The 19,636-nt window shown below is 35.5% G+C and carries 23 protein-coding genes; 8 read left to right on the forward strand and 15 right to left on the reverse strand.

Annotation, left to right across the window (positions count from 1 at the left end):
* Positions 1-114: 114 nt before the first annotated feature.
* The 7 genes from AB3219_RS01045 to AB3219_RS01075 form a co-directional block, all read right to left on the reverse strand.
* Positions 115-528: a GNAT family N-acetyltransferase gene (locus tag AB3219_RS01045; protein WP_216753186.1), complete on the reverse strand. Its 414-nt coding sequence runs from the start codon at positions 526-528 to the stop codon at positions 115-117.
* Between the two features lie 33 nt (positions 529-561).
* On the reverse strand, positions 562-1,410 hold the full coding sequence (locus AB3219_RS01050; protein ID WP_216762677.1) for a DUF2785 domain-containing protein: 849 nt from the start codon (positions 1,408-1,410) through the stop codon (positions 562-564).
* On the reverse strand, positions 1,400-1,831 hold the full coding sequence (locus AB3219_RS01055; protein WP_260365576.1) for an ASCH domain-containing protein: 432 nt from the start codon (positions 1,829-1,831) through the stop codon (positions 1,400-1,402). The genes AB3219_RS01050 and AB3219_RS01055 overlap by 11 nt, the downstream gene beginning before the upstream one ends.
* A gap of 18 nt (positions 1,832-1,849) precedes the next feature.
* On the reverse strand, positions 1,850-3,046 hold the full coding sequence (locus AB3219_RS01060; RefSeq protein ID WP_260365577.1) for a S41 family peptidase: 1,197 nt from the start codon (positions 3,044-3,046) through the stop codon (positions 1,850-1,852).
* A 341-nt stretch (positions 3,047-3,387) separates the two neighbouring features.
* Positions 3,388-4,401: an NADP-dependent oxidoreductase gene (locus AB3219_RS01065; RefSeq protein WP_260365578.1), complete on the reverse strand. Its 1,014-nt coding sequence runs from the start codon at positions 4,399-4,401 to the stop codon at positions 3,388-3,390.
* On the reverse strand, positions 4,394-4,708 hold the full coding sequence (locus tag AB3219_RS01070) for a helix-turn-helix transcriptional regulator (protein ID WP_260365581.1): 315 nt from the start codon (positions 4,706-4,708) through the stop codon (positions 4,394-4,396). Before AB3219_RS01070 ends, AB3219_RS01065 begins: the two co-directional genes overlap by 8 nt.
* A gap of 152 nt (positions 4,709-4,860) precedes the next feature.
* Positions 4,861-5,055, reverse strand: coding sequence for an RNA polymerase sigma factor (locus AB3219_RS01075; protein WP_216754686.1), 195 nt, complete (start codon positions 5,053-5,055; stop codon positions 4,861-4,863).
* A gap of 557 nt (positions 5,056-5,612) precedes the next feature.
* Here AB3219_RS01075 and AB3219_RS01080 point away from each other — a divergent pair.
* The 3 genes from AB3219_RS01080 to AB3219_RS01090 all read left to right on the forward strand — a co-directional run bounded on the left by AB3219_RS01080 (position 5,613) and on the right by AB3219_RS01090 (position 7,796).
* Positions 5,613-6,266 carry a helix-turn-helix transcriptional regulator gene (locus AB3219_RS01080; RefSeq protein ID WP_367369243.1) on the forward strand — a complete coding sequence of 218 codons (654 nt, stop codon included), beginning with the start codon at positions 5,613-5,615 and terminating at the stop codon, positions 6,264-6,266.
* A gap of 115 nt (positions 6,267-6,381) precedes the next feature.
* Positions 6,382-6,918: a helix-turn-helix domain-containing protein gene (locus AB3219_RS01085; protein ID WP_367369244.1), complete on the forward strand. Its 537-nt coding sequence runs from the start codon at positions 6,382-6,384 to the stop codon at positions 6,916-6,918.
* Positions 6,915-7,796 carry an IS3 family transposase gene (locus AB3219_RS01090; RefSeq protein WP_232310845.1) on the forward strand — a complete coding sequence of 294 codons (882 nt, stop codon included), beginning with the start codon at positions 6,915-6,917 and terminating at the stop codon, positions 7,794-7,796. Before AB3219_RS01085 ends, AB3219_RS01090 begins: the two co-directional genes overlap by 4 nt.
* A gap of 50 nt (positions 7,797-7,846) precedes the next feature.
* On the opposite strand, the gene AB3219_RS01095 is transcribed toward AB3219_RS01090, so the two are convergent.
* The gene (locus AB3219_RS01095; protein WP_057807836.1) at positions 7,847-8,179 is read right to left on the reverse strand and encodes a helix-turn-helix domain-containing protein; all 333 of its coding nucleotides are present in this window, start codon (positions 8,177-8,179) and stop codon (positions 7,847-7,849) included.
* 232 nt (positions 8,180-8,411) lie between these two features.
* Here AB3219_RS01095 and AB3219_RS01100 point away from each other — a divergent pair, with 232 nt between their 5' ends.
* Together AB3219_RS01100 and AB3219_RS01105 are read left to right on the forward strand one after the other, a co-directional pair.
* Entirely contained in the window at positions 8,412-8,618 is a 207-nt protein-coding gene (locus tag AB3219_RS01100; protein WP_260365221.1) for a helix-turn-helix transcriptional regulator, read from the forward strand.
* Positions 8,611-9,072, forward strand: a complete 462-nt coding sequence (locus AB3219_RS01105; protein ID WP_260365220.1) for a hypothetical protein — start codon at positions 8,611-8,613, stop codon at positions 9,070-9,072. Before AB3219_RS01100 ends, AB3219_RS01105 begins: the two co-directional genes overlap by 8 nt.
* Positions 9,073-9,306: 234 nt before the next feature.
* Here AB3219_RS01105 and AB3219_RS01110 read toward each other — a convergent pair whose 3' ends face one another.
* The 7 genes from AB3219_RS01110 to AB3219_RS01140 all read right to left on the reverse strand — a co-directional run bounded on the left by AB3219_RS01110 (position 9,307) and on the right by AB3219_RS01140 (position 16,784).
* Entirely contained in the window at positions 9,307-9,483 is a 177-nt protein-coding gene (locus tag AB3219_RS01110; RefSeq protein ID WP_260365219.1) for a hypothetical protein, read from the reverse strand.
* 99 nt (positions 9,484-9,582) lie between these two features.
* Positions 9,583-9,921 carry a PTS lactose/cellobiose transporter subunit IIA gene (locus tag AB3219_RS01115; protein ID WP_260365218.1) on the reverse strand — a complete coding sequence of 113 codons (339 nt, stop codon included), beginning with the start codon at positions 9,919-9,921 and terminating at the stop codon, positions 9,583-9,585.
* A gap of 71 nt (positions 9,922-9,992) precedes the next feature.
* Positions 9,993-11,417, reverse strand: a complete 1,425-nt coding sequence (lacG, locus tag AB3219_RS01120; protein WP_260365217.1) for a 6-phospho-beta-galactosidase — start codon at positions 11,415-11,417, stop codon at positions 9,993-9,995.
* A 26-nt stretch (positions 11,418-11,443) separates the two neighbouring features.
* The gene (locus AB3219_RS01125) at positions 11,444-13,174 is read right to left on the reverse strand and encodes a lactose-specific PTS transporter subunit EIIC (RefSeq protein WP_260365216.1); all 1,731 of its coding nucleotides are present in this window, start codon (positions 13,172-13,174) and stop codon (positions 11,444-11,446) included.
* A gap of 126 nt (positions 13,175-13,300) precedes the next feature.
* Complete coding sequence (gene lacT, locus AB3219_RS01130) at positions 13,301-14,167, reverse strand: transcription antiterminator LacT (protein ID WP_260365214.1); 867 nt, start codon at positions 14,165-14,167, stop codon at positions 13,301-13,303.
* Between the two features lie 406 nt (positions 14,168-14,573).
* A complete protein-coding gene (locus AB3219_RS01135; protein WP_367369245.1) occupies positions 14,574-15,950 on the reverse strand; it encodes an ISLre2 family transposase in 1,377 nt (458 codons plus the stop codon).
* Between the two features lie 441 nt (positions 15,951-16,391).
* The gene (locus tag AB3219_RS01140; RefSeq protein WP_260365530.1) at positions 16,392-16,784 is read right to left on the reverse strand and encodes a nucleotidyltransferase family protein; all 393 of its coding nucleotides are present in this window, start codon (positions 16,782-16,784) and stop codon (positions 16,392-16,394) included.
* Positions 16,785-17,145: 361 nt separating this feature from the next.
* On the opposite strand from AB3219_RS01140, the gene AB3219_RS01145 reads away from it, so the two are divergent.
* Genes AB3219_RS01145 through AB3219_RS01155 form a run of 3 tightly spaced genes read left to right on the forward strand, consistent with a single transcriptional unit; the run spans position 17,146 to position 19,630 of the window.
* Positions 17,146-18,072 carry an ATP-binding cassette domain-containing protein gene (locus AB3219_RS01145; protein ID WP_260365529.1) on the forward strand — a complete coding sequence of 309 codons (927 nt, stop codon included), beginning with the start codon at positions 17,146-17,148 and terminating at the stop codon, positions 18,070-18,072.
* A complete protein-coding gene (locus AB3219_RS01150) occupies positions 18,065-18,841 on the forward strand; it encodes a hypothetical protein (protein ID WP_260365528.1) in 777 nt (258 codons plus the stop codon). The genes AB3219_RS01145 and AB3219_RS01150 overlap by 8 nt, the downstream gene beginning before the upstream one ends.
* Before the next feature lie 18 nt (positions 18,842-18,859).
* Positions 18,860-19,630: an ABC transporter permease gene (locus AB3219_RS01155; protein ID WP_260365527.1), complete on the forward strand. Its 771-nt coding sequence runs from the start codon at positions 18,860-18,862 to the stop codon at positions 19,628-19,630.
* Positions 19,631-19,636: the final 6 nt, after the last annotated feature.

Consider the following 19,636-nt stretch of genomic DNA (forward strand, 5'->3'; position numbering starts at 1 on the left):
AGAAATTATTCTCACACCTTTTTTGTATGATCATTTTTAGCTAGATCGGTTTAGTAAAACGAATCAATCGAACTGTTTGATCATCAATCTGAACTTGTTTTGAATCATTTTCACTCAACTCATATTTTTCGTAAAATTTTTTGCTCGGATATTTTCTGCCAACGCCCATAAATAAACACGTGTATAGCCTTGCTTTTTTAATTGTTTAAAATCATTTGCCAACAAAATTGATCCGTAACCCTGTCGAAAACAAGCTGGATCAACATAGATTGCCCGAATTTCTCCATATTCTTGCATACTCTGATCTCGCGCGGCAATGATAGTAGAGACTCCCAGATATTTATCACCATCAACGAGAATCCAGTTTTCTTGAGGGTTACTTTTTAATCGTTTAGTCCACTGGTCGGCCGTCAGGTTATCTAAGTAGGTTTTAGAAAGCATCCCTGAATAAGCTACTTTAAAACTTTTTAAGAACAGGTTTCCCAATGCCGCAAAATCATCTCGGCTTGTTAGTTGTCTGATTTTCAATGATACTCACCTCGCATCCTTATATGATTCAAATCAAATAAAGCCATTTCGTAAGTAATACTGTTCAAGTGTGTGTTCAATATAATTTGCAAACACCTGATCATCCAGTTTTTTTGCCTTTATTTTAAAATACGCTGACTTTAAAAACGCGTGCCAAGTGTGCATGCGGGGCAGAAACAAAGAATCTCTAAAGTTAAGTTTCGCATTTTTTTGATCTATTTTATCTGCCCATTCAACCAATTGATTTCCTGTAAGCCACTCATTTTCAAGCATTGTGACTATACAATTATCAAACCGCGACTCTTCATCTGCCACAAACACTGTCTTAACGCTTAAAATGATCGTTTGCAGTGACTTCAGTGCATCGTGCACTCTTGTTTTTCCAAATTGAGGATGATTAGCAGCCTGATCCAAAAAATCTCCGCCATGCGCAGGTGCATGAGCCCATCCCTTATCTATAACAAAACCTCGATAATCACGCTCCTTTTGTAAATATAGAGTCGCATCATCAAGTAACTGCTTTCGTTGCACAGATGATAAGAATCCTTGATAATTCCCCTTTGTGTCCACATCAAGAAAAATGCAGTACAGCAGTGCCGTAAAGGTTCGCGTAAATACTAAATCATTTGGTTCTGATGCCTCAATTTCTTCAAAAAGACGGTCGTGCTTTAATGCCTTATTAACAATAAGTTTAGCTTTTTCGCGTGTAAGGCAGCCCCCATTTTCCAAAAATAAACGACAGAAAAGAATATAAATGGTTTTATCGCGCAATTTTGGATCCGGGTCACCAATGTGAGCTAACATAAAATCAAAATCCTCATTCGTTAGATCGAGCGTCTTTTCATGAACCATATTCTCTAATTTGGTTACTTCATCTATCATTTTCCGCCTCAATTTCTTTACTTAATACTGCAGAAATATTCCATACTCGTAAATGACCTTTACATTCAACTGGAACCGTTAAAGTTTGTACATTTCTTAGAATCCAGGCATATCTCCCCAACTCATAAACACCAGTTTGAAACTCAAAGTTGTTTTGTTTCACTTTCTGAAGGAAATCATTAGTCATTTCACAGCAATCAGTTAATTCACATTTTGCCAAAATAAAACCTGGGTGGCTGCTTGGAATATCAGTAAGCGAAACTAATCTCCGCTGTTCGTGCAACCAATTCTTATCGACATGCTTTCCTGCATGAATATATAAGGTTCCTCGATATGACGTTTTCCACGTACGCGTTTCAATTCGTTTCTCACCAAAACTAATTAACGAGGCCCATGGTTCAGAAATTGTGATTGCTTTCATAACTGTCATCTCTTAAAGTTAATTTTTCGAATATTGTTGAATTAGATTCAATATATATTTTAAATCTGTATCTTCAAAAATCATTTTTGGTGTCCATGGTAAATAAACATCTGGCGAAAAACCTATTCCATTTGTCCCACGATGATCATTAATAAGTCTTAATCTAATAACTGGATAATTCACAGTGAAATCTGAATAGCATTGTGACGTTACATCACCATAATCAACCACGCCTGCAGTATTACGACCAACCACCGTGGTTTTGGCAAAGGTTTTTGCTAACATAATAAAATTATCAGCCGCAGAGCCTGCCAAATAATCACTCAAAATATAAATATGTTTTAAATGTCCCTTTGGTTTTAAAATGTAAGGTTTGGAATTATTTTCCGATGCATTTTTTGCAGTTTGAGCATTTTTCCAAATTTTAGTTTGTTCTTCATAAAGTTCTTTCATATAGTTTGATGGATTCTTACTTTTTTGTGAGGATAAGTTAGCCAACCAATTGACTTTGTTTCGCTTGGTCCACCAAATTTCATAAAAATAGTCTTTTGGATAGTGTTTCAATAAATCTGTTGATTGATTAACAAAATATTCAAGAAGTGGTCGATAAGACTGATCGTCACCACCGTGATTAACACGAACATCAATTATTAAATAGTTTAGGTTATTTAAACACCGCGTACTTTTTGAAATCAACCTTTCGATATCATCTGGATCAAAAAAATCCGTTAATTTCATATAGCCAATCGTTTCGGATAAGTTTTTAAAAGAATGCTCTGGATGATAATGATTGATATATTTTTTTAACTCAATTTCTTGAATTTTTGTGGTCGTCTTTATCTTAATTTTCTTAGCTCGTTTAAAAATAAAATTCCAATTCTGACGTTCCACAACTGGATCCAATTGCTTTTGATACTTTCTAGCTAACTCACCTATTTTGTGATCATCAATGGCAATAACTTCATCTCCAAGTTGTAATCTTGTTTCATTTTTAATTGAAGTTACAAATAATCCGTTTGAACACCGACGGCAATCAAACCCTAATGAACTCACTCTATTTTTGTCAGTCACACTAAGATGTCCATCGTGAAAACTTCGTAAATAAGCTTCTACTAAAAATTGAAAATTAAATTCTTTCGAAGCATGTTGAATGCTTTGAAAATACGGTCTTGAATTTACCCGTATATCTTGTGACCCCGCATAATCATGTTCCATTAAATCAACAATATCTTGAAAAGTTTTTAAGTTATTCGTATTTACACCTTTTTCCTAACTATCACTTAGTTTTTTAATTTAAGGTCTAGTAGTCTAGATTGAATTTCAGATTTGTAACTATATTGTTTAAATTGATCTGATTATAATTTGTGATGTAATTCTTGTACCGGGAGATTTAGCCGAGTTGACAATTCTGCATTTTTAGTTTTAATAGTTTATTTTCACACACCACTTTAATCTCATATTAATTTGATTTTAACACTTGCTGTTTTCAAAAAATAGATCTCATTAGACAAAAAAATACGAGAAATCATTATTTTTCTCGCATACTATCAGCTTTTCTATTCACTAACTTTAATAATAATTTTCCCCTGAGCATGCCCTTTCTCTGAATAATTCAAGGCTTTTTGGGCATCTCGTAAAGTGAAAACTTTATCCACAACTGGTTTTATTTTGCCTGCTTCGATCCATTTTGTGAGTTGCTCTAACTCCTTACCGCTGGCCTGCATAAACAAAAAATCATAAGACACTTTAGAACGCCGCTCCAATCGTGAAAGATTAAGCGTAACTAAACCAAAAAGCAGCGTTTTAAACCAACCTAATTTTCTTTCTCGCGCAAACTTTGCGTTAGGTAAGCCTGACAATGAAACAATCGTTCCATGTGGCTTTACAACCTTAAAAGCTTTACGAAGTTGTTGGCCACCAAGTGTATCAAACACCATATCATAGTCTTTTAAAGCAGTCTCAAAATCTTGTTTGTGATAATCGATAATCTGGTCTGTACCTAAAGTACGGACCCACTTTTCATTTTTTGCACTCGTAGTTGTGGCAACATATGCACCTAAAATCTTTGCTAGTTGAATCGCAATCGATCCCACACCGCCAGCACCTGCTTGAATAAACACTTTTTGATGCGGTTTTAACTTGGCAATATCAATCAACGCTTGATAACTTGTCAGAGCCACTAGCGGAATGGCTGCAGCTTCAACAAAGGTCAAATTTCGTGGTTTCAAGGCAATGTCATTTGCATTCACCGCTAAATATTCTGCAAATGTCCCTATTCGGGAATCTCGCGGTCGCCCATACACTTCATCACCAACTTTAAATTTGGTCACTTGTTTGCTGACCTTAACGATCACACCAGAAAAATCATGTCCCAGTGTTAAAGGCATTTGATGTTTTACCAGTAGTTTTACTTCCCCATCACGTGTCTTAAAGTCGATTGGATTCACACTTGCAGCTCGAATTGCCACTAACACATCATTTGCACCGATTTCAGGAACGGGCACTTGCTTTGAAACAAGTGCAACATGTCCATACTTTTCTATTTGCATTGCACGCATTAAATTAGCCATTTTTTTCATTCTCATCTACCAAACGTTCAATAATTGCCGCAGTTTTCTGCATGATAGTAAAATTTTGAGTAGGCTGAACCGCATAATAATGCTTGGTACCGTCTTTTCGAATAGAGACTAATTTTGCCTCTTTTAAAATCTTTAAATGATGTGAAACGGCCGGACGGGACAGATGCGTTTGTGTTGTTAATTCACCCACCCGCATGCCATCACACCCAGCTTCTAGCAATGAAACTATGATTGATTGTCGATTTTCATCGCCTAGTGCTAAAAAAATGTCCTGCGTCTGTACAAAGCCTGCTTTAATTTTTTGAAGTTCTTCTTGTCTACTCACTTTTCGTTCCTCCGTTGAAACATTTAAACCTTTTAGAATTATCTTACCGTGTTTTGTTATGAACCGCCACATTGGGAAAGAAAATCGAGACGAATAAAAAACAATTTATGCATCACCAGTTCTGGTTAATCTTTTTTGCGCTTGAAATAAATATTTGCAAACACATTCTGCGTCAAATCTTGTGCATAATAATGATCTCTAATAATTTTTGTCACGTAGTTAACGGCAGAAAAACGATACTTAACGACTAATTCTTCAAAGGCATTCTGATCATTTTCGCGCACTACCAATTCAAACAGCTTTTCATCGCTTAGCATCATTTTCCCACCTCCCTACACCTATAATACGAAATTAAATCTCTAACTGTTACATAAATAAAAACAATTTCAGAAAAACATTTTTTTATTTTAAAAAACAGTTATCAATAAAATCCTATTCATATATACTATATAAATAGTAAATATTATTATAGTTTCAGATATATAGTTAGTAACCGTAAAAGGATAAACCATTTTATGATTTTATTTTTCATCATTCCCTTTCACTAGCCGTTGCAGACACATTCCATATTGTAAACAATTCATTTACAAAATCACAAAACATTCAATTTTTATGTCATTTTTCTGAAAATATGTGGTACTATTTTGTTATGCACATTTTAGTGTTATTTTATATGCTTCAAACCAATTATTTTGGAGGTAAATGTATATGTTTTATTATGATTATGATCAATTGATTTTTTCGCAGCACAAATTAAACTCTAAAAAGTCCAATTACTTACTACGTTTTTTTTTTAGCGTACAATTTAATCTTTAATTTTGAAAAGCAAGACCCTGAACGCGCCGAACGTGAATTAATTAAATTTTTTGATCATCATATGGACCTTATTGAAAATGCTAGTCACGAGGAATTACATCGTAGTTTAATAAACTTAGTGGGTGATTTCACCATGACAGGTTTGGCGAACCATTTTAATGGAACTAATTTTGTGCAATTGCGGGAAATATACTTTGATTGGTTGACTGATGAAGTACCTGAAAATGCTAAAGAGTTCAAAAAGGACATGGAATTAATTTGTAAAGATTTCTTTGAATTACAATCTTCTGAGAATCAAGTTATATCCATTGATACAGTGCCCAAGCAAGTTTATCAAATCACATACTACATAAATATGCATCTATATGATAAAATGCAGCCTTTTCGAATTGCTGAATATTTAGATCTTTCTTATCAATATGTATCGCGACTATTCACACATACAATGGGATTATCTATTCAAGGCTACATTGATAAACAACGCGTTGAAGAGTCAAAAAAATTACTTTTGCATACCGATTTACCATTAAGTAAAATATCTCGTATGTTGAATTATTACGACTCTAGTAATTTTATTAAGCATTTTAAGAAGTTTGTGGGCACGACTCCTAAACAATACCGATTGCACAATCAACAGCGTCAATTACTTCTTAAGCAACAAACTGCTGAAACTATTTCTCGAAATAGTTTTACTAATCGAGATTCTCTAGTTTAGTATCCACGCGTTACCGCATACTTGTTTATGAATCAAAAAATTCCGCAGCCAAATTAAAAGCTTAAAGTGAACCCCCAAGGTTGGACAGAAAAATCCAATTTTGGGGGTTTCATTTATGAGTAAATTTAATTTCGATTTTAAAGTTAAGATTGTCACCGAGTATTTAAGTGGCCAGGCAGCTTATTCACTAGCGAGAAAGTATGGGATTGGCAGCAAGGCTACCGTTTCAATTTGGATTCAGCGATTTGAAAGATTTGGTATTAAAGGACTTCAGCCAAAAGCCATGGACTTAGAATACACTAGTCAGTTTAAAGTTGATGTATTAAACTGGAGGAAACAAAATCAGGCCTCACTTACAGTAACCGCCTTACACTTTAATTTATCCTCGCCAAGTACAATTTGGCAATGGGAAAAGCGATTTGAGACATTAGGAATTAAAGGGCTTGAGCGAAAGCGAGGCAACTCGAAAAATATGGCAAAACACAAGAATGAGAACGCTAAACCAGTTGTCCAAAAGGACAACTCAACAACAAAAGATACTTTAAAGCAACTCCAAAAAGAGAATCAAATGTTGAAGATTGAGAATGAATACTTAAAAAAATTAGAAGCCTTAGCTCGGAAAAAATCAGCACAAAGGAAATCTCGAAAATAGCGACTGAGTTGAGGCAAATATTCCAAGTATCAATTAAATTGATTCTCAAAGTAATTAAAATACCGCGTAGCACGTATTACTACACTCGAAATCATGAAGGTCGAAAATTCAATGACGATCAAGTTATTCAAGCAATTGATGAAATTCGACAACAAGATTTAAAATACACAAAGAAGTACGGGTACCGTCGAATTACAAGTGCTCTGCATGATTTAGGATTTCAGATAAATCACAAGCGGGTTTTACGTATTATGCAAGAACATGCCTGGATATGTCATGCCTTTAATCGCCAAACTCGTAAATATAACTCGTATAAAGGATTAGTTGGTAGGATTGCCCCTAATCGGTTAAAGCGTCGCTTTAAGACCGACAGACCCTATCAAAAACTTGTAGCAGACGTCAGTGAATTTCGATATGGATCTATGGGAACAAATGAACGCGTTTATTTGGAACCGGTACTAGATTTATTCTCTGGAGAAATTTTAGCATTTAATATAAGTGAACATCCAACAGTTGAATTCGCCATTAAACCGCTCAAAGAAGCTTTAGAAGGACTTCCGGCACTAAATTATCGGACAACAGTTCATACTGACCAAGGCTTTCAGTATCAACATCGCCAATGGCGAACGCTCTTGAAAGAACATCATGCATTCCAAAGTATGTCTCGTAAAGCGACTTGCCTTGATAATGCAGTAATGGAGTCATTCTTTCATATTATGAAAGCAGAAATGATGGATGAACATTTTGAAGATAAAACTAGCCTAATTCAAGCAATGAAAGATTGGATAGACTTCTATAACAACCGTCGTATCAAAACAAAATTAAACGGCAAGCCCCCGGTAAAATACCGAGAACTCGCCGTTCAAAAAGCAGCTTAACAATTTGTCCAATTTTAAGGGTTCACTTCAGCTGCGGAATTTTTTAGTTTCTATTTAAACGCCTCTATGATCGTAGGAATCAGCCATCCACCAATCGGAAAAAGTAACCACCAAAAACGGGCGGCAAACTCCCAGAAGTTCATGTTGTGACCCTCTTTACGGATCACAATCTTTTTTTGAAGATCGTCATCCCCTTTGATTAAACTGTCCAAGGTCACATTAAAAAGTTCACTAATTTGAATCAGACGTTCAATATCTGGATAAGCAGTTCCTAGTTCCCACTTAGAAATAGCCTGTCGACTTACATTGAGTGTATTTGCTAACTCGTCTTGTGTCCATTCACGTCGTTCGCGTTCTTCTTTGATTCGTTGTCCCAGCATCATACGATCACATCCTCTCACACTTTATTTCTATCTTCATTGTATGTGAACGTGACTAAAAAAGCACGATATTAGTCAGAGCATCGTCCGCAACTAATGGTTGCATCCTTGAGGGAACAGCCTTTTGCTTTTTAATCGAAGAAATTAAGTACCATTTTTTTCACCTAATATTTAAAAAGTAAAACATGTTTTACTTATCTTGACTTTAGATTACACCTTGTGGAGGTCAATTAAGTTGAAAAATTCTATCAAGACACAACGAAAAAAGTTACGGTTATCTCAAGAAGAACTGGCTATAAAAGCTTCCGTTACTCGTCAAACGATTATTGCTATCGAAAATGATAAATATGATCCATCATTAGGACTAGCTTTTAAATTGGCCTATGTTTTACAAACATCAATTGAAACCTTATTTATTTGGAAGGATGATCAAAATGATTAATACTAAGAAAAACATGATTTTTTCAGCCATCACTGTCAGCATCACAACATTTTTCTTGCTTTTAATGATTATTAATTTCTTTTATGACTTTACCGACTTTCCATTTTCCGTTTTGATAATTTTCTCTTTTCTTTTCATAGTGCATCTAAATCGTTCCAACCATGTCAAACATCATCGTCTGAATTTAATTGATTTTAAAGAACATGATTATCAATTAGACATGGAACACAATGATGAAAGAGAATGGCGTCTAATGCTGACTTCGACCTACATTAGCCAAAGGGTGGCTTTTGTTTACGCTCTGCTCGTTTTAGTGATTCCATTTGTTGGCTCAAAATGGTTAACCACACTTTCTCCCTCCCTACTTTTAAGTTTTTTCATATCAGCAATCGGCCTCGGAATTATATTAATTGAATGGGTTTATGTACTTAGTTATTTTCATTTGGATCACTAAAATAGTTAACTTTTAAAACTGACCAAATCCAATTTTCGTGTGATGCACTTTAGTGTTAGTTAATTAAATACAAAAAGAGCTTGAAAAAGATATTTAAAATGTATCCTTTTCAAGTTCTTTAATTTTATTGTTCCAATCTGTCGAAAGGTACTGAGACATACAAGCCTTATTTAACGTTTAATGACTTCAGTTTCAAATCATATTTTAATTACATAAAACTCAACTTATTTAGTGTCATTGAAATTTCCAAATTAAAATAGCTGTGGCTACAATTGCTGCAGTACCCAAACTAATTAAGTCTGCCTTGGAGTATTTACTTTTAGTACTTTTCTTTTTTCCTCTGGGTTTAATCATTGCCACACAAAGCAAAATTATGATCAAAGATCCTAAAACCATTAAGCTCTTGTTCATATCATCCATTCCTTTCGACCTACCATTTATTCTTTACTGATACCAAATCAAGATTATTTTAAATTCGCTGTATTTTTTATATTTAATTACAAAAAATTGTCACTTTGATTTATCTTCAAGTACTTTAATACGTTTCAGCATTCGAATCAAATATTCAGTTTCATCGATTAATAACATGGTTGTCATTAGCGTATCTTGACCATGCACCATAATGAACGTCACATCCATATTTGCTCCGCCAGCTTCTTCGCTCAAAATTTTAGTTTGCTGATTATGAGCGTCATTGATATCATTTCTTGCTTCTTTAACTTTGTCTGCTGCGGTTGTAAAATCACCACTCTCTGCTGCATCTAACGCTTTCAGTGCCGCAGTACGTGCATCGCCAGCATATGCGACAAGTGCAAAACCGACCATCGAAATTTCCTCTTTTGTTGCCATATTCTATTCCTCCGATATTATCGATGCCGCTGAAAGCGGGTCGAAATTTTATTAATTTACTATTAGTTACTTCAATCTGGTATCACATGAGTATCAGACACTTTTTTAAACCAGCTTGCACTTTGTTTGACATACCGTTTTTGTGTCGGAAAATCAACGAAGAACAAACCATAGCGTTTACTATATCCATTAGTCCAAGAAAACTGATCTTGTAACGACCATATGAAGTATCCCTTAACATTTGCACCTTCTGCAGCTGCATCAGCAACAGCACCAAGATATTTTTTCAAATAATCGATACGTTTGGGATCAGCAATCACTACATCTGAATCAGCATTAGTTGGTAATTCTTCTTTAAGTCCAATTCCATTTTCAGTAACATAAATGTCAGGAACCAATGGATAATTGTCGTGAATGCGCATTAGAATATCATGCATCCCACGTGGGTAGATTGCCCAGTCCCAATCAGTAGTTTCAATGTTATCTGGTCTTTTTTCTTCACCAATACCATGCAGACGAGCGACAGACGTTCCTTTTGCACCTGTACCGTTGTGGACAGTTTCTGACTTGCCGTTGTATTCACGTAGCCATTTGCTAAAGTAATTGTTAACGCCAACAAAATCTAATTGGTGCGCAGCTTGGTCAAGTTCATTCAATTCTTCAGTCGTTGAAGTAAACATTTTTTGATTGTTTTTGTCGAGAATTTCCTTAACAAGTGCTAAGGTTTCCGGTGCATATTTTCCGGCTAAAGTTCCATCTAGATATAAACGATTTTCTAGAGCATCTTGTAATGCGGCCGCATGTTGATCACCCTCACTGTTAGAATATGGATAAACCGTTTGTAACGCATGCACAATTCCAATTTTTCCATCTAAATTCATGGCTTTATACTCATTAACAATTCTAGCGTGAGCAACCATCTGATTATGTTCTGCTTGAAAGGTCTTATCAAAACGACCAGTTTCAGAAGGTGGAAAAGTTCCACTAGTATATTGTTGTACTGCCATCGAGGTAGGTTCGTTGATTGTAATCCAATACTTAACTTCAGGAAATTCTTGGAAACAGAATTTAGCATAAGCAACGAAATCGTCAAGCATCTCTTGACTTAACCAATCACCAGCAAGATGAAGTCGTTCTGGTGTATCAAAATGATGTAGAGTAACAAATGGTTCAACACCATGTTTTTTACAGGAAGCAAATAGTTTGTGATAATAAGCAACTCCCCGTGGTTCAACCTCACCAGCTCCATCTGGAAAAATACGTGACCATGCAATTGACACCCGAATAGCCTGTACACCATATTTTTCTGACAGTGTTAGATCCTCATCATATCGATGATAAAAATCAGCTGCTGGATCAGGAGAAAAACGTCCTTGTTTTTTAAGAAAGTCATCCCAAAGCACTTGTCCTTTTCCGTCTTCTTTTGTAGCTCCTTCAACTTGATATGCGGCTGTAGCGCCACCCATCAGGAAATCTTTAGGTAATGTTTTACTCATGTGTATTAATCCTCCTATTTTAATTACTAGAGATTTGATTCCACAAAGTCTAAGGCCATATCACCATTATTAGTTAGCTCAATATATTGGCGACCAGTAGTGGTAACTAGTTTGACTCCATACTTATCTGTAATTTTCTGCAAATTTCCTTTCATACTTTCCATCTGTGGAGCAAGAATAACCATGTTCATATTTTGAATTAAGTCCATATCCTGTCCATAGGCTCGTGCCGTTGCCGAAAGTTTTAATCCTCTTTCTTTGGATAACTTATTCAAAGCATTGGCAAGGATCCCAGAAGTACCACCACCAGCACATAATACAAGCACATCCACTTCGTTATTCTTAAAGTACTCTTCGCCATGCAGAGGTGGTGTTGCTGTTTCAGTATCATCTGTATTAGTTTCAGAACTTGCCGGCATTTCAACACTAACATTTGCAACTGTCATTCCTGTATCACCATCTAATGCCAGTTTATTTTTAGCTTCTAACTCTTGTTTCTTTGCCAATTCTTCTGCTACAAGCTGTTTATCATACTGATGGAAGAATGGTAGAAAGATCAAGACGTCAAGAACCAAGATAAGCCCGACGAAAACGAAAGAAAGTGGTGCAAACCCAGTTGCAGCAACAATACCAATTGGTGCCGGTACAGTCCAAGGTAGATAGTACATCATACCGTTCATGCCTAAGGTAGTTACGAAAAACTTAAACAAAGAAATGTTAACCATAGGTGTAATTAAAAATGGAACAAGAAAAATAGGATTCATAATAATTGGTAAGCCGAATAGAACAGGTTCGTTAACAGAAAATGATGCGGGAACAATAGCAGCTTTACCAACTGCTTTAAGTTGCGCCGATTTGGCCGCAATCACTAAAACATAAGCAATTATAAATGTTGAACCTGTACCACCAAAGTTCATAACATAGTCCATGGCGTTTTGTGCAAAAACATGAGAAACATGTGCGCCAGCCTGATATTGAACAAGGTTAGCAGCCGTATTAGCAATCATGATAGGTGTTACAGCTGGAGAAACAATTGAAGGTCCTTGAACCCCACAAAACCAGAAGAAGGCCATCGCACCAGCAATAATGCATAAACCAATGTAAGTATCACTAGCTTGGAAGACTGGTGATAAGACATTGATAATCCATCGTGGTAAAACTGTACCAGTAGCCGCTTTAAATAAGAAACCAACAATCCAAAAAGCGGTAATCGAAGCGCCCAATGGAATTAAATCTTTAAATGACTGTGCAATATTACCAGGTACTTGGGGTGGTAATTTAACGGTAATATTGTTTTTGATACAAACATAGTAAATATTAGGAACAATCAACCCAACAATATAAGCACATATCAGACCTTGAGTACCAAGATAAGTCAGATCAACACCCGTTTTTAACGGTACAATTGATAAAATAATAAATGAAATCTCAGCTGCAATAATAACAGCTACTGGGTTAATCTGATTAGTTTTTGGAAGATCAAGATTCTTACTATCAGTTAGATTTTTAGCTGTAGTTCCTGCAACGAATAATGCCAAAAGCCCCATTGAGTAGTTATATGCAATCAACAATGTATTAGTGACATTATCTGGCCAATAGAAGCCCCAAGCATTGGGAACATAGGCAATCATCATAAAAATACTAGAAAAGATAATAATTGGCATACAGGCAATAAATCCATCACGGACGGCGGACACATACTTGTTTGCAGCAATAGCTTCAAAACCTGGCTTTAGTTTATCAAACACCTTGTTCATAGTTTTTCCTCCTAATTTTAAAAATAAATTCAATAGCTAGATCAGATAATATGATATAAGAGATTTTTTATTTATACTGAATTTCAAAAGTTTTGTCCCAATCTTGCTATTATTAAAAATCATTTTTTACTTCAATTTTTTGTCGACCGGTGATTCTTTAATTAAACGTTGAATATGAATTATGAAATATAGTTGTTCATCATCGCTCATATTTGGATACAAATTTCGTTTAATTTCATTAAATATTTCTGATGCAATTGCGTGTGAACGTGGATAATTTTGCTTAAGCTCAATCGTAACTTGAGGCACAATTGCAGTTGCCTTCGCATCAGTTTGCTGTAGTCGATTTACTAAGTACTGTAAATGAATCATGAAACGATCATAATAATTACCGTTACTCGTAGATCTAAATATTCCATGACGTTTTAATACGCGTTGAACTAAATTATCGATTGTAGTTTCTGTTTTTTGATTAAAATTTTGTTCACTGTCTGTTTCTCCGGTTGCATTGATAAAGTGCAATGCAATATTTTTAGCCTCCGAATCAGGAAATGTAACACCGAGATCTTTAGCGATAATACGTAACGCCTGCTTAGCTATAGCATATTCGGTTGGATATTGAACATGAAAATCCGGTATCATGCTATTTTCGTAAGTCCCATTTTTATAACGTTTGTATGCTCCAAAAATATGATCACTAAGGGTTATATATATATAATCTAAAACTTTAAGATGATACTGTTGTTGCGCAACATCAATAATTTCATAAGTGGTCGTCACCACATCGATTGGAATATTTTTTAGTAGAAAGTACAAATTTGCACGCGAGGTCTCTGTCTCAAGCACAAAAAGCTTGTCAATTTTCTTCGGAGAAATCGTACTGCCACGTTCCTTCTGAAACGCAATACCACTACCTTTTGCAATAGCTTGCCTATGATTGTCTAGATCAACCAATGCAGCATTATTGTTAAGGATTTGGACTATCTTGAGCATGTATTTCACCTCCAATGACATAAAAAAAGGCCACAAACCATCACAACTGCGAACAGTGTGTTGATTTGTGGTCTTGCCTAATTTAATAGTAACAATCCACAACGGATATTTCTTTCGACAAGATAAGTATAGCATAATAATTGCTTTTGTAAACGCTTTTTTAAAATTACGTATGTGTCAAGTTTTAGTAGGTAGTGCTTCTAATTAGATTTTATTTATGTTTTTAACTACTTTTTGTTTCGTTCCGGCGTTGATGCGGGGTCGTGTGGGTCGCTTACGAGCTAACTTCTTGCCCTTCAGGCCAGAAGTGGATCTCTCCAGTCTCCCATGTCTCTAAGCGATAAATCGCTAAGTGACATCGACACACTCTTTCACCAACGCCTCCACTCCACCTGTTATTCAAATCCTATGAAATAGCCTTCACCAAATTACCCATAGCACTGCTAGTTGCTGCGTCTAATGAAATACTGCCGTGCCTAATTCCTTGATATTGTGTAAAAGGCTGTTTAAGAAAATAACTAGCGGCCACTTTAACTGGCATGATGCTTATTGGCAAGGTATTGGTCATCTTTATCATTGCTGTTTCTAATTGCCCGTTAATTTCACTGGTAATCACCGCAATCATCGCCTTCAATCCAGCTTTACTCCAAGAGCGACCTTGATGTTTTAACCGATAGGTAAAGCGTCGATGATTACTTTCACAGCCACCTAAACACACAGTTTCGGTAGCTAAGCTTCGCTTGTTGGCTGGCTTTAAATAATTCCAGTTACGTTTCAAGTAACTCCGTAAAAGTTGAATTGCTTCCAGACTATCTGCATCATTGGCTTGAAACTCACACGTATCAAGGACAATTTGAACTTGATCATTATCCCAATTATGCACACCCTGAAATAGTTTACTTTGCAGAATCTTAGGCATCTTGCTTAATCGACTACGAATTTTTCGGTTCAAGTGATAACGATCTAAAAAGTGCTCATGTTTTTTGGCCCCAACCGCTAATTCATCAAAGCAGGATGGTTCATAGCCACTCCCATTATCGCTACCGGTAATCATTATAGTTGCTCGTAAATCATAATTCTGATCGAGATAATCTTGTACTTGATTAAAAACTGCTTGCCGGTTTAATCCCGTAAATACATGCCGGTTTAACGTCTGACGTCGTCGGCCATTTTGGCTAATACCTTCCGTTAGTTGCAGTCGATGAATAAGGACATTTTTATGGTGTTGCTTAGCCTTTAAGGCCACACAAAAGGCATCGCCTTCCAAATACAGATAAGGAACTTGTCGTTTCTTTTCGATGTTCACTAATGTAGTCTCTTCACGTTGTTTTTCACATTGTTCACCTGCTGATTGATAAAGTTGATCCACCTTTTGATGACTGATGGAAAGTGGGGTCAAAAGGTTAACAGCCAAGGCTGTTGTCCGTAAAACACTATGTGAAGCTAGCTTAGCGACCTTTTCAACCATCAAAGGTGAAAACCTACTTCGTGGAATTAACTGTAAGTACCGGTCTAAAGGATAGACATAGGTTTTGTCATTTAATCTAACCAAACGACGTCTAAAAGTAACTGTTCCGCACATAAAATTTAACGTTCGTTGTCGTTTGCCAATAATTTCTCGATATTCTGTTTCTCCAATTAAAAGATCATCTAAATCCTCTAATGCTTGGCCTAAAGCCGTGGCAATCAATGCCTGGCACCGAATCATTAAATCCTGTTCCGCATTAAATAAACTATTACTTTCCTTTAAAACTGTCATGATTTCTGTTAAAATCTGAGACATGAAGACCGTTACCTCCTAATTTTTGGCTGCTATACCTAATTAGAAGATTAACGGTCTTCTCGTGTTTTGAAAAGGCTTTTTTTCACTTTCCTACTAAAACTTTACACTAACTAAAATTACTACGCATAACTATATTATTAATTAGATAAAAGGTATTATAAATATCTAAAAACGAATCAAAAAATGTAACCTAATAAAGTACAAAATCGTCCTTATTTTGACACTAATTATCTAAAAATTATCTAATAAGCATTTCAAAAACTCACCTATTTATATTTTTTAGTTGCAAAAAATATATTTACTTTTTTCTTGAAATTAATTGAAATCCACAATCGAATTCAGTTGTGGGATTTATTAGCTACAGATACTTCAAAAGAGAAGTCCTATAATAATACTTTTCTCGAAACATGGCACCTGTCATCAATTAATCAAATCGCACGGTTACCATTCCTTCACAACAAGCTCCGGCCATTTTTTGGACCACTTAATCGCCTTTTTGTCATACATAGCTTTGGTGATCATTTGTTTATTTGGTCGCATAATCCCTTTATAAATGTCGTTCATACCATAAGGTGCAAATACTTGCAGTGTTTGCTTTTCATCCAAATATACACCCACTGCTGTTGCATTTGATGGCCATGAACTAATGGCATCTTCTGTGCTACTGTACGGTTCAATTGACATCCCAAAATGTGCTTGATACCACAGCTGAACACGAGCTTCATTCTTGACGTCTACATCATACCTATTAGTTGATAGTGTTGTAGCGATTCGATTACGAACTCTGTTTTCTTTTTCTTCACCTAAATCATTGTCAAAATAAACAATATCCACATCGCGGAAACTGTGGCAATTAATTGCTATAAATCAGAATCCGTTTTTAAAATGGTTTGCAAAATTGCTATCTGTTTGTTAAGTGGTTGATTTTTTCCATGAATAATCATCTTTTAACTCCTATAATCAATTAATTTGTTCGACCCTTAAATTATGTAGCCAAGCCGTCCGTTTATCATCGAAATTTTCTTAATATTACCTAAATTATACCAGTGACACTTTTTTCACGCCTAATTGTTTGAAAGTTGCATTTAACAACATCGACAGAATGGTATTTAAGAAACAATTAATAATTGAATTAACTTCCTGTTAAGAACTACACATCATACTGAAAGTAAGAAATCAAAGGGAGGTAAATAACATGGAAGACATTCTTAAACTAGATCAAGTGTCCAAGAAATTTGGTCATCAATCTGTTTTAAAAGATATAAATATTACTATTCATCGTGGTGATATTTATGGTCTGATTGGGCGTAATGGTGCTGGGAAAACCACCATTTTAAAAACCATTCTGAAACTCATTCAACCGACATCTGGTCAGATCACTCTGTTTGGCGTGACTGGAGGAACCGCCTACATTCATCAATTGAGCCGAACAGGAAGTATTATTGAATCCCCGGTGGCCATTGATCAGCTCAGTGCCCGGCAGAATTTAATTTACTATAGCAAGATTCACGGAGTTGTCGATCCCAACGCGGTGGACGAGACACTCAAATTTGTCGGTTTAGTGAACACGGGAAAGAAAAAATTCAAGGATTTTTCACTAGGTATGAAACAAAAAATGGGATTGGCAATTGCCCTTTTGAATAAACCAGATTTTTTGATTTTAGATGAACCCATAAATGGCCTGGATCCCATTGCCATTGTAGAATTTAGAGAATTACTTTTGAAACTCAATCAAACTCAACAAATGACGATTCTTATCTCCAGCCACATTCTTGAAGAACTTTATCAATTGGCCACACGGTTTGGCATCTTAAATAATGGCATGATTGTTAAAGAAATTACCAAACAAGAATTCGAAGCCCAAAGTCGTCGTTTTATTAAATTAGAAGTCACGGACACTAATGCCGCTACCACAGTTTTACGTCAGATGCACTGCACTAATTTCAAAGTGATTAACGATCACTTAATCAAAATTTACCAACTTGACCTTTCTAACGATGCTATTGTCACCAATCTAGTTAGCAATCATGTCCAACTCGTCAATATTTCTCGTGAAGGCTTGAATCTTGAACAGTACTTTAAGAACTTACTGGACGAACCAGGAGATGAACATCATGTTTAACATGATCAATGGCGACTTTTACAGATTTAAACACTCTCGCGGATTTTACCTCACGGAAAGTATCTTGGTCATCTTTATTTTGGCAACCGTTTTAACTGGTACCCTAACCAGCGTGTCTGCCCGACCTTCATCGTCAGCCTTTTTTAACTTTCAAATGGCAACTAATGGTTGGGGAAGTTCACAAGCTGTCAAACTAATGACCAGTATGTGTAGCGTTCTTGTCTACTTGACACTACCTCTTTTTGTCATGACCACTGGCTTTGAGTTTTCAACTGGGTCATACAGAAATTTATTAAGTAGCGGTATGACACGACTTAATTACTTCATATCCAAATATGCTGTCTTTATAGCGATTGTATTATGGCAATATATTTTGTACTACGGTTTAATTTTTTTCGTGGCCGGTTTTAAATATCATTTTTCGCCTTTAACTGGGACTTTTGTTCTCAAAATAGGACAAACCGTTCTTTTTCAATTGTTATTAACCTTAGGCATCTTTTCCGTAGCCATCTTGACAATGTTTTTAACCTTTTCAATCACAACGGCAGTCATCACAACCATCGTTTGGCAATTTGCCGTGGCAACATTACGGATGATATTCGTACATGCCACTTGGCTCAAATTCTTTGACTTTCAAGGAACTCTTGATACAGCTTATTTTGCCCAATTTTCCACTTTAGACTGGGGGCGTTATCTTTTAACTGCTGGCGGCACAATCGTAATTTGTGGATTACTGACGCTTTATATTTTTAAACACAAGAATTTATAATCATGGGAGATGATTAAAATGTTGAATATGATTCGTGGTGATGCCTACCGATTAAGACATTCAAAAGGTTTTTATATTACAGAATTCTTTCTCATTGCATTAGTGTTAATTGCAGCTTTGACAGAAACTTTAGGCACAATTGGAGTTCAAACAGAAGCATTAGAAACTTTTCGTGATGACAACACAATTTGGAACGCCGTCAAGGCTGTCAAATTAATGACCATAATGGTAAGCTTTCTGATTTACTTAATTCTACCGCTCTTCATTATGACAACCGGTTTCGAATTTTCACGACAGTCTTATAAAAATCTATTAAGTAGTGGTATGACAAGATCAAACTATTTCTTTTCAAAGTATGCTGTCTTTATTGTGATTGTTTTTTTACAGTTTGTACTATATTATGCAGCTGTTTATCTAGGAGTTGGGTTGAAAAACGGTTTTGGAACGTTAACCATTAAATTTGGAGTAAAAATTTCACAAACAATTCTTTTACAATTTTTATTCATGATCGCCATTTTTTCTATATCAATTTTAGTGATTTTTATTACTTTTTCGACCATCACAGCAATAGTTACAACTATTGTTTTTCCAATTCTAATTCAAATTATTCGATCAATTTTCACAAAAATCGACTGGATTAAATACTTTGATTTTCAAAGTTCCATTGATGGTGCATATTTCACTTCAATGTCTGCACATGAACTGACTATGTATTTAACGGTTGCCTGCAGTACCATTATTATTTTAGGATTACTTTCAATCTTTATCTTCAAACGAAAAAATCTGTGAAGTTCC

Origin of the sequence: Pediococcus ethanolidurans (assembly GCF_964062635.1) — a bacterium.
Classification (GTDB): domain Bacteria; phylum Bacillota; class Bacilli; order Lactobacillales; family Lactobacillaceae; genus Pediococcus; species Pediococcus ethanolidurans.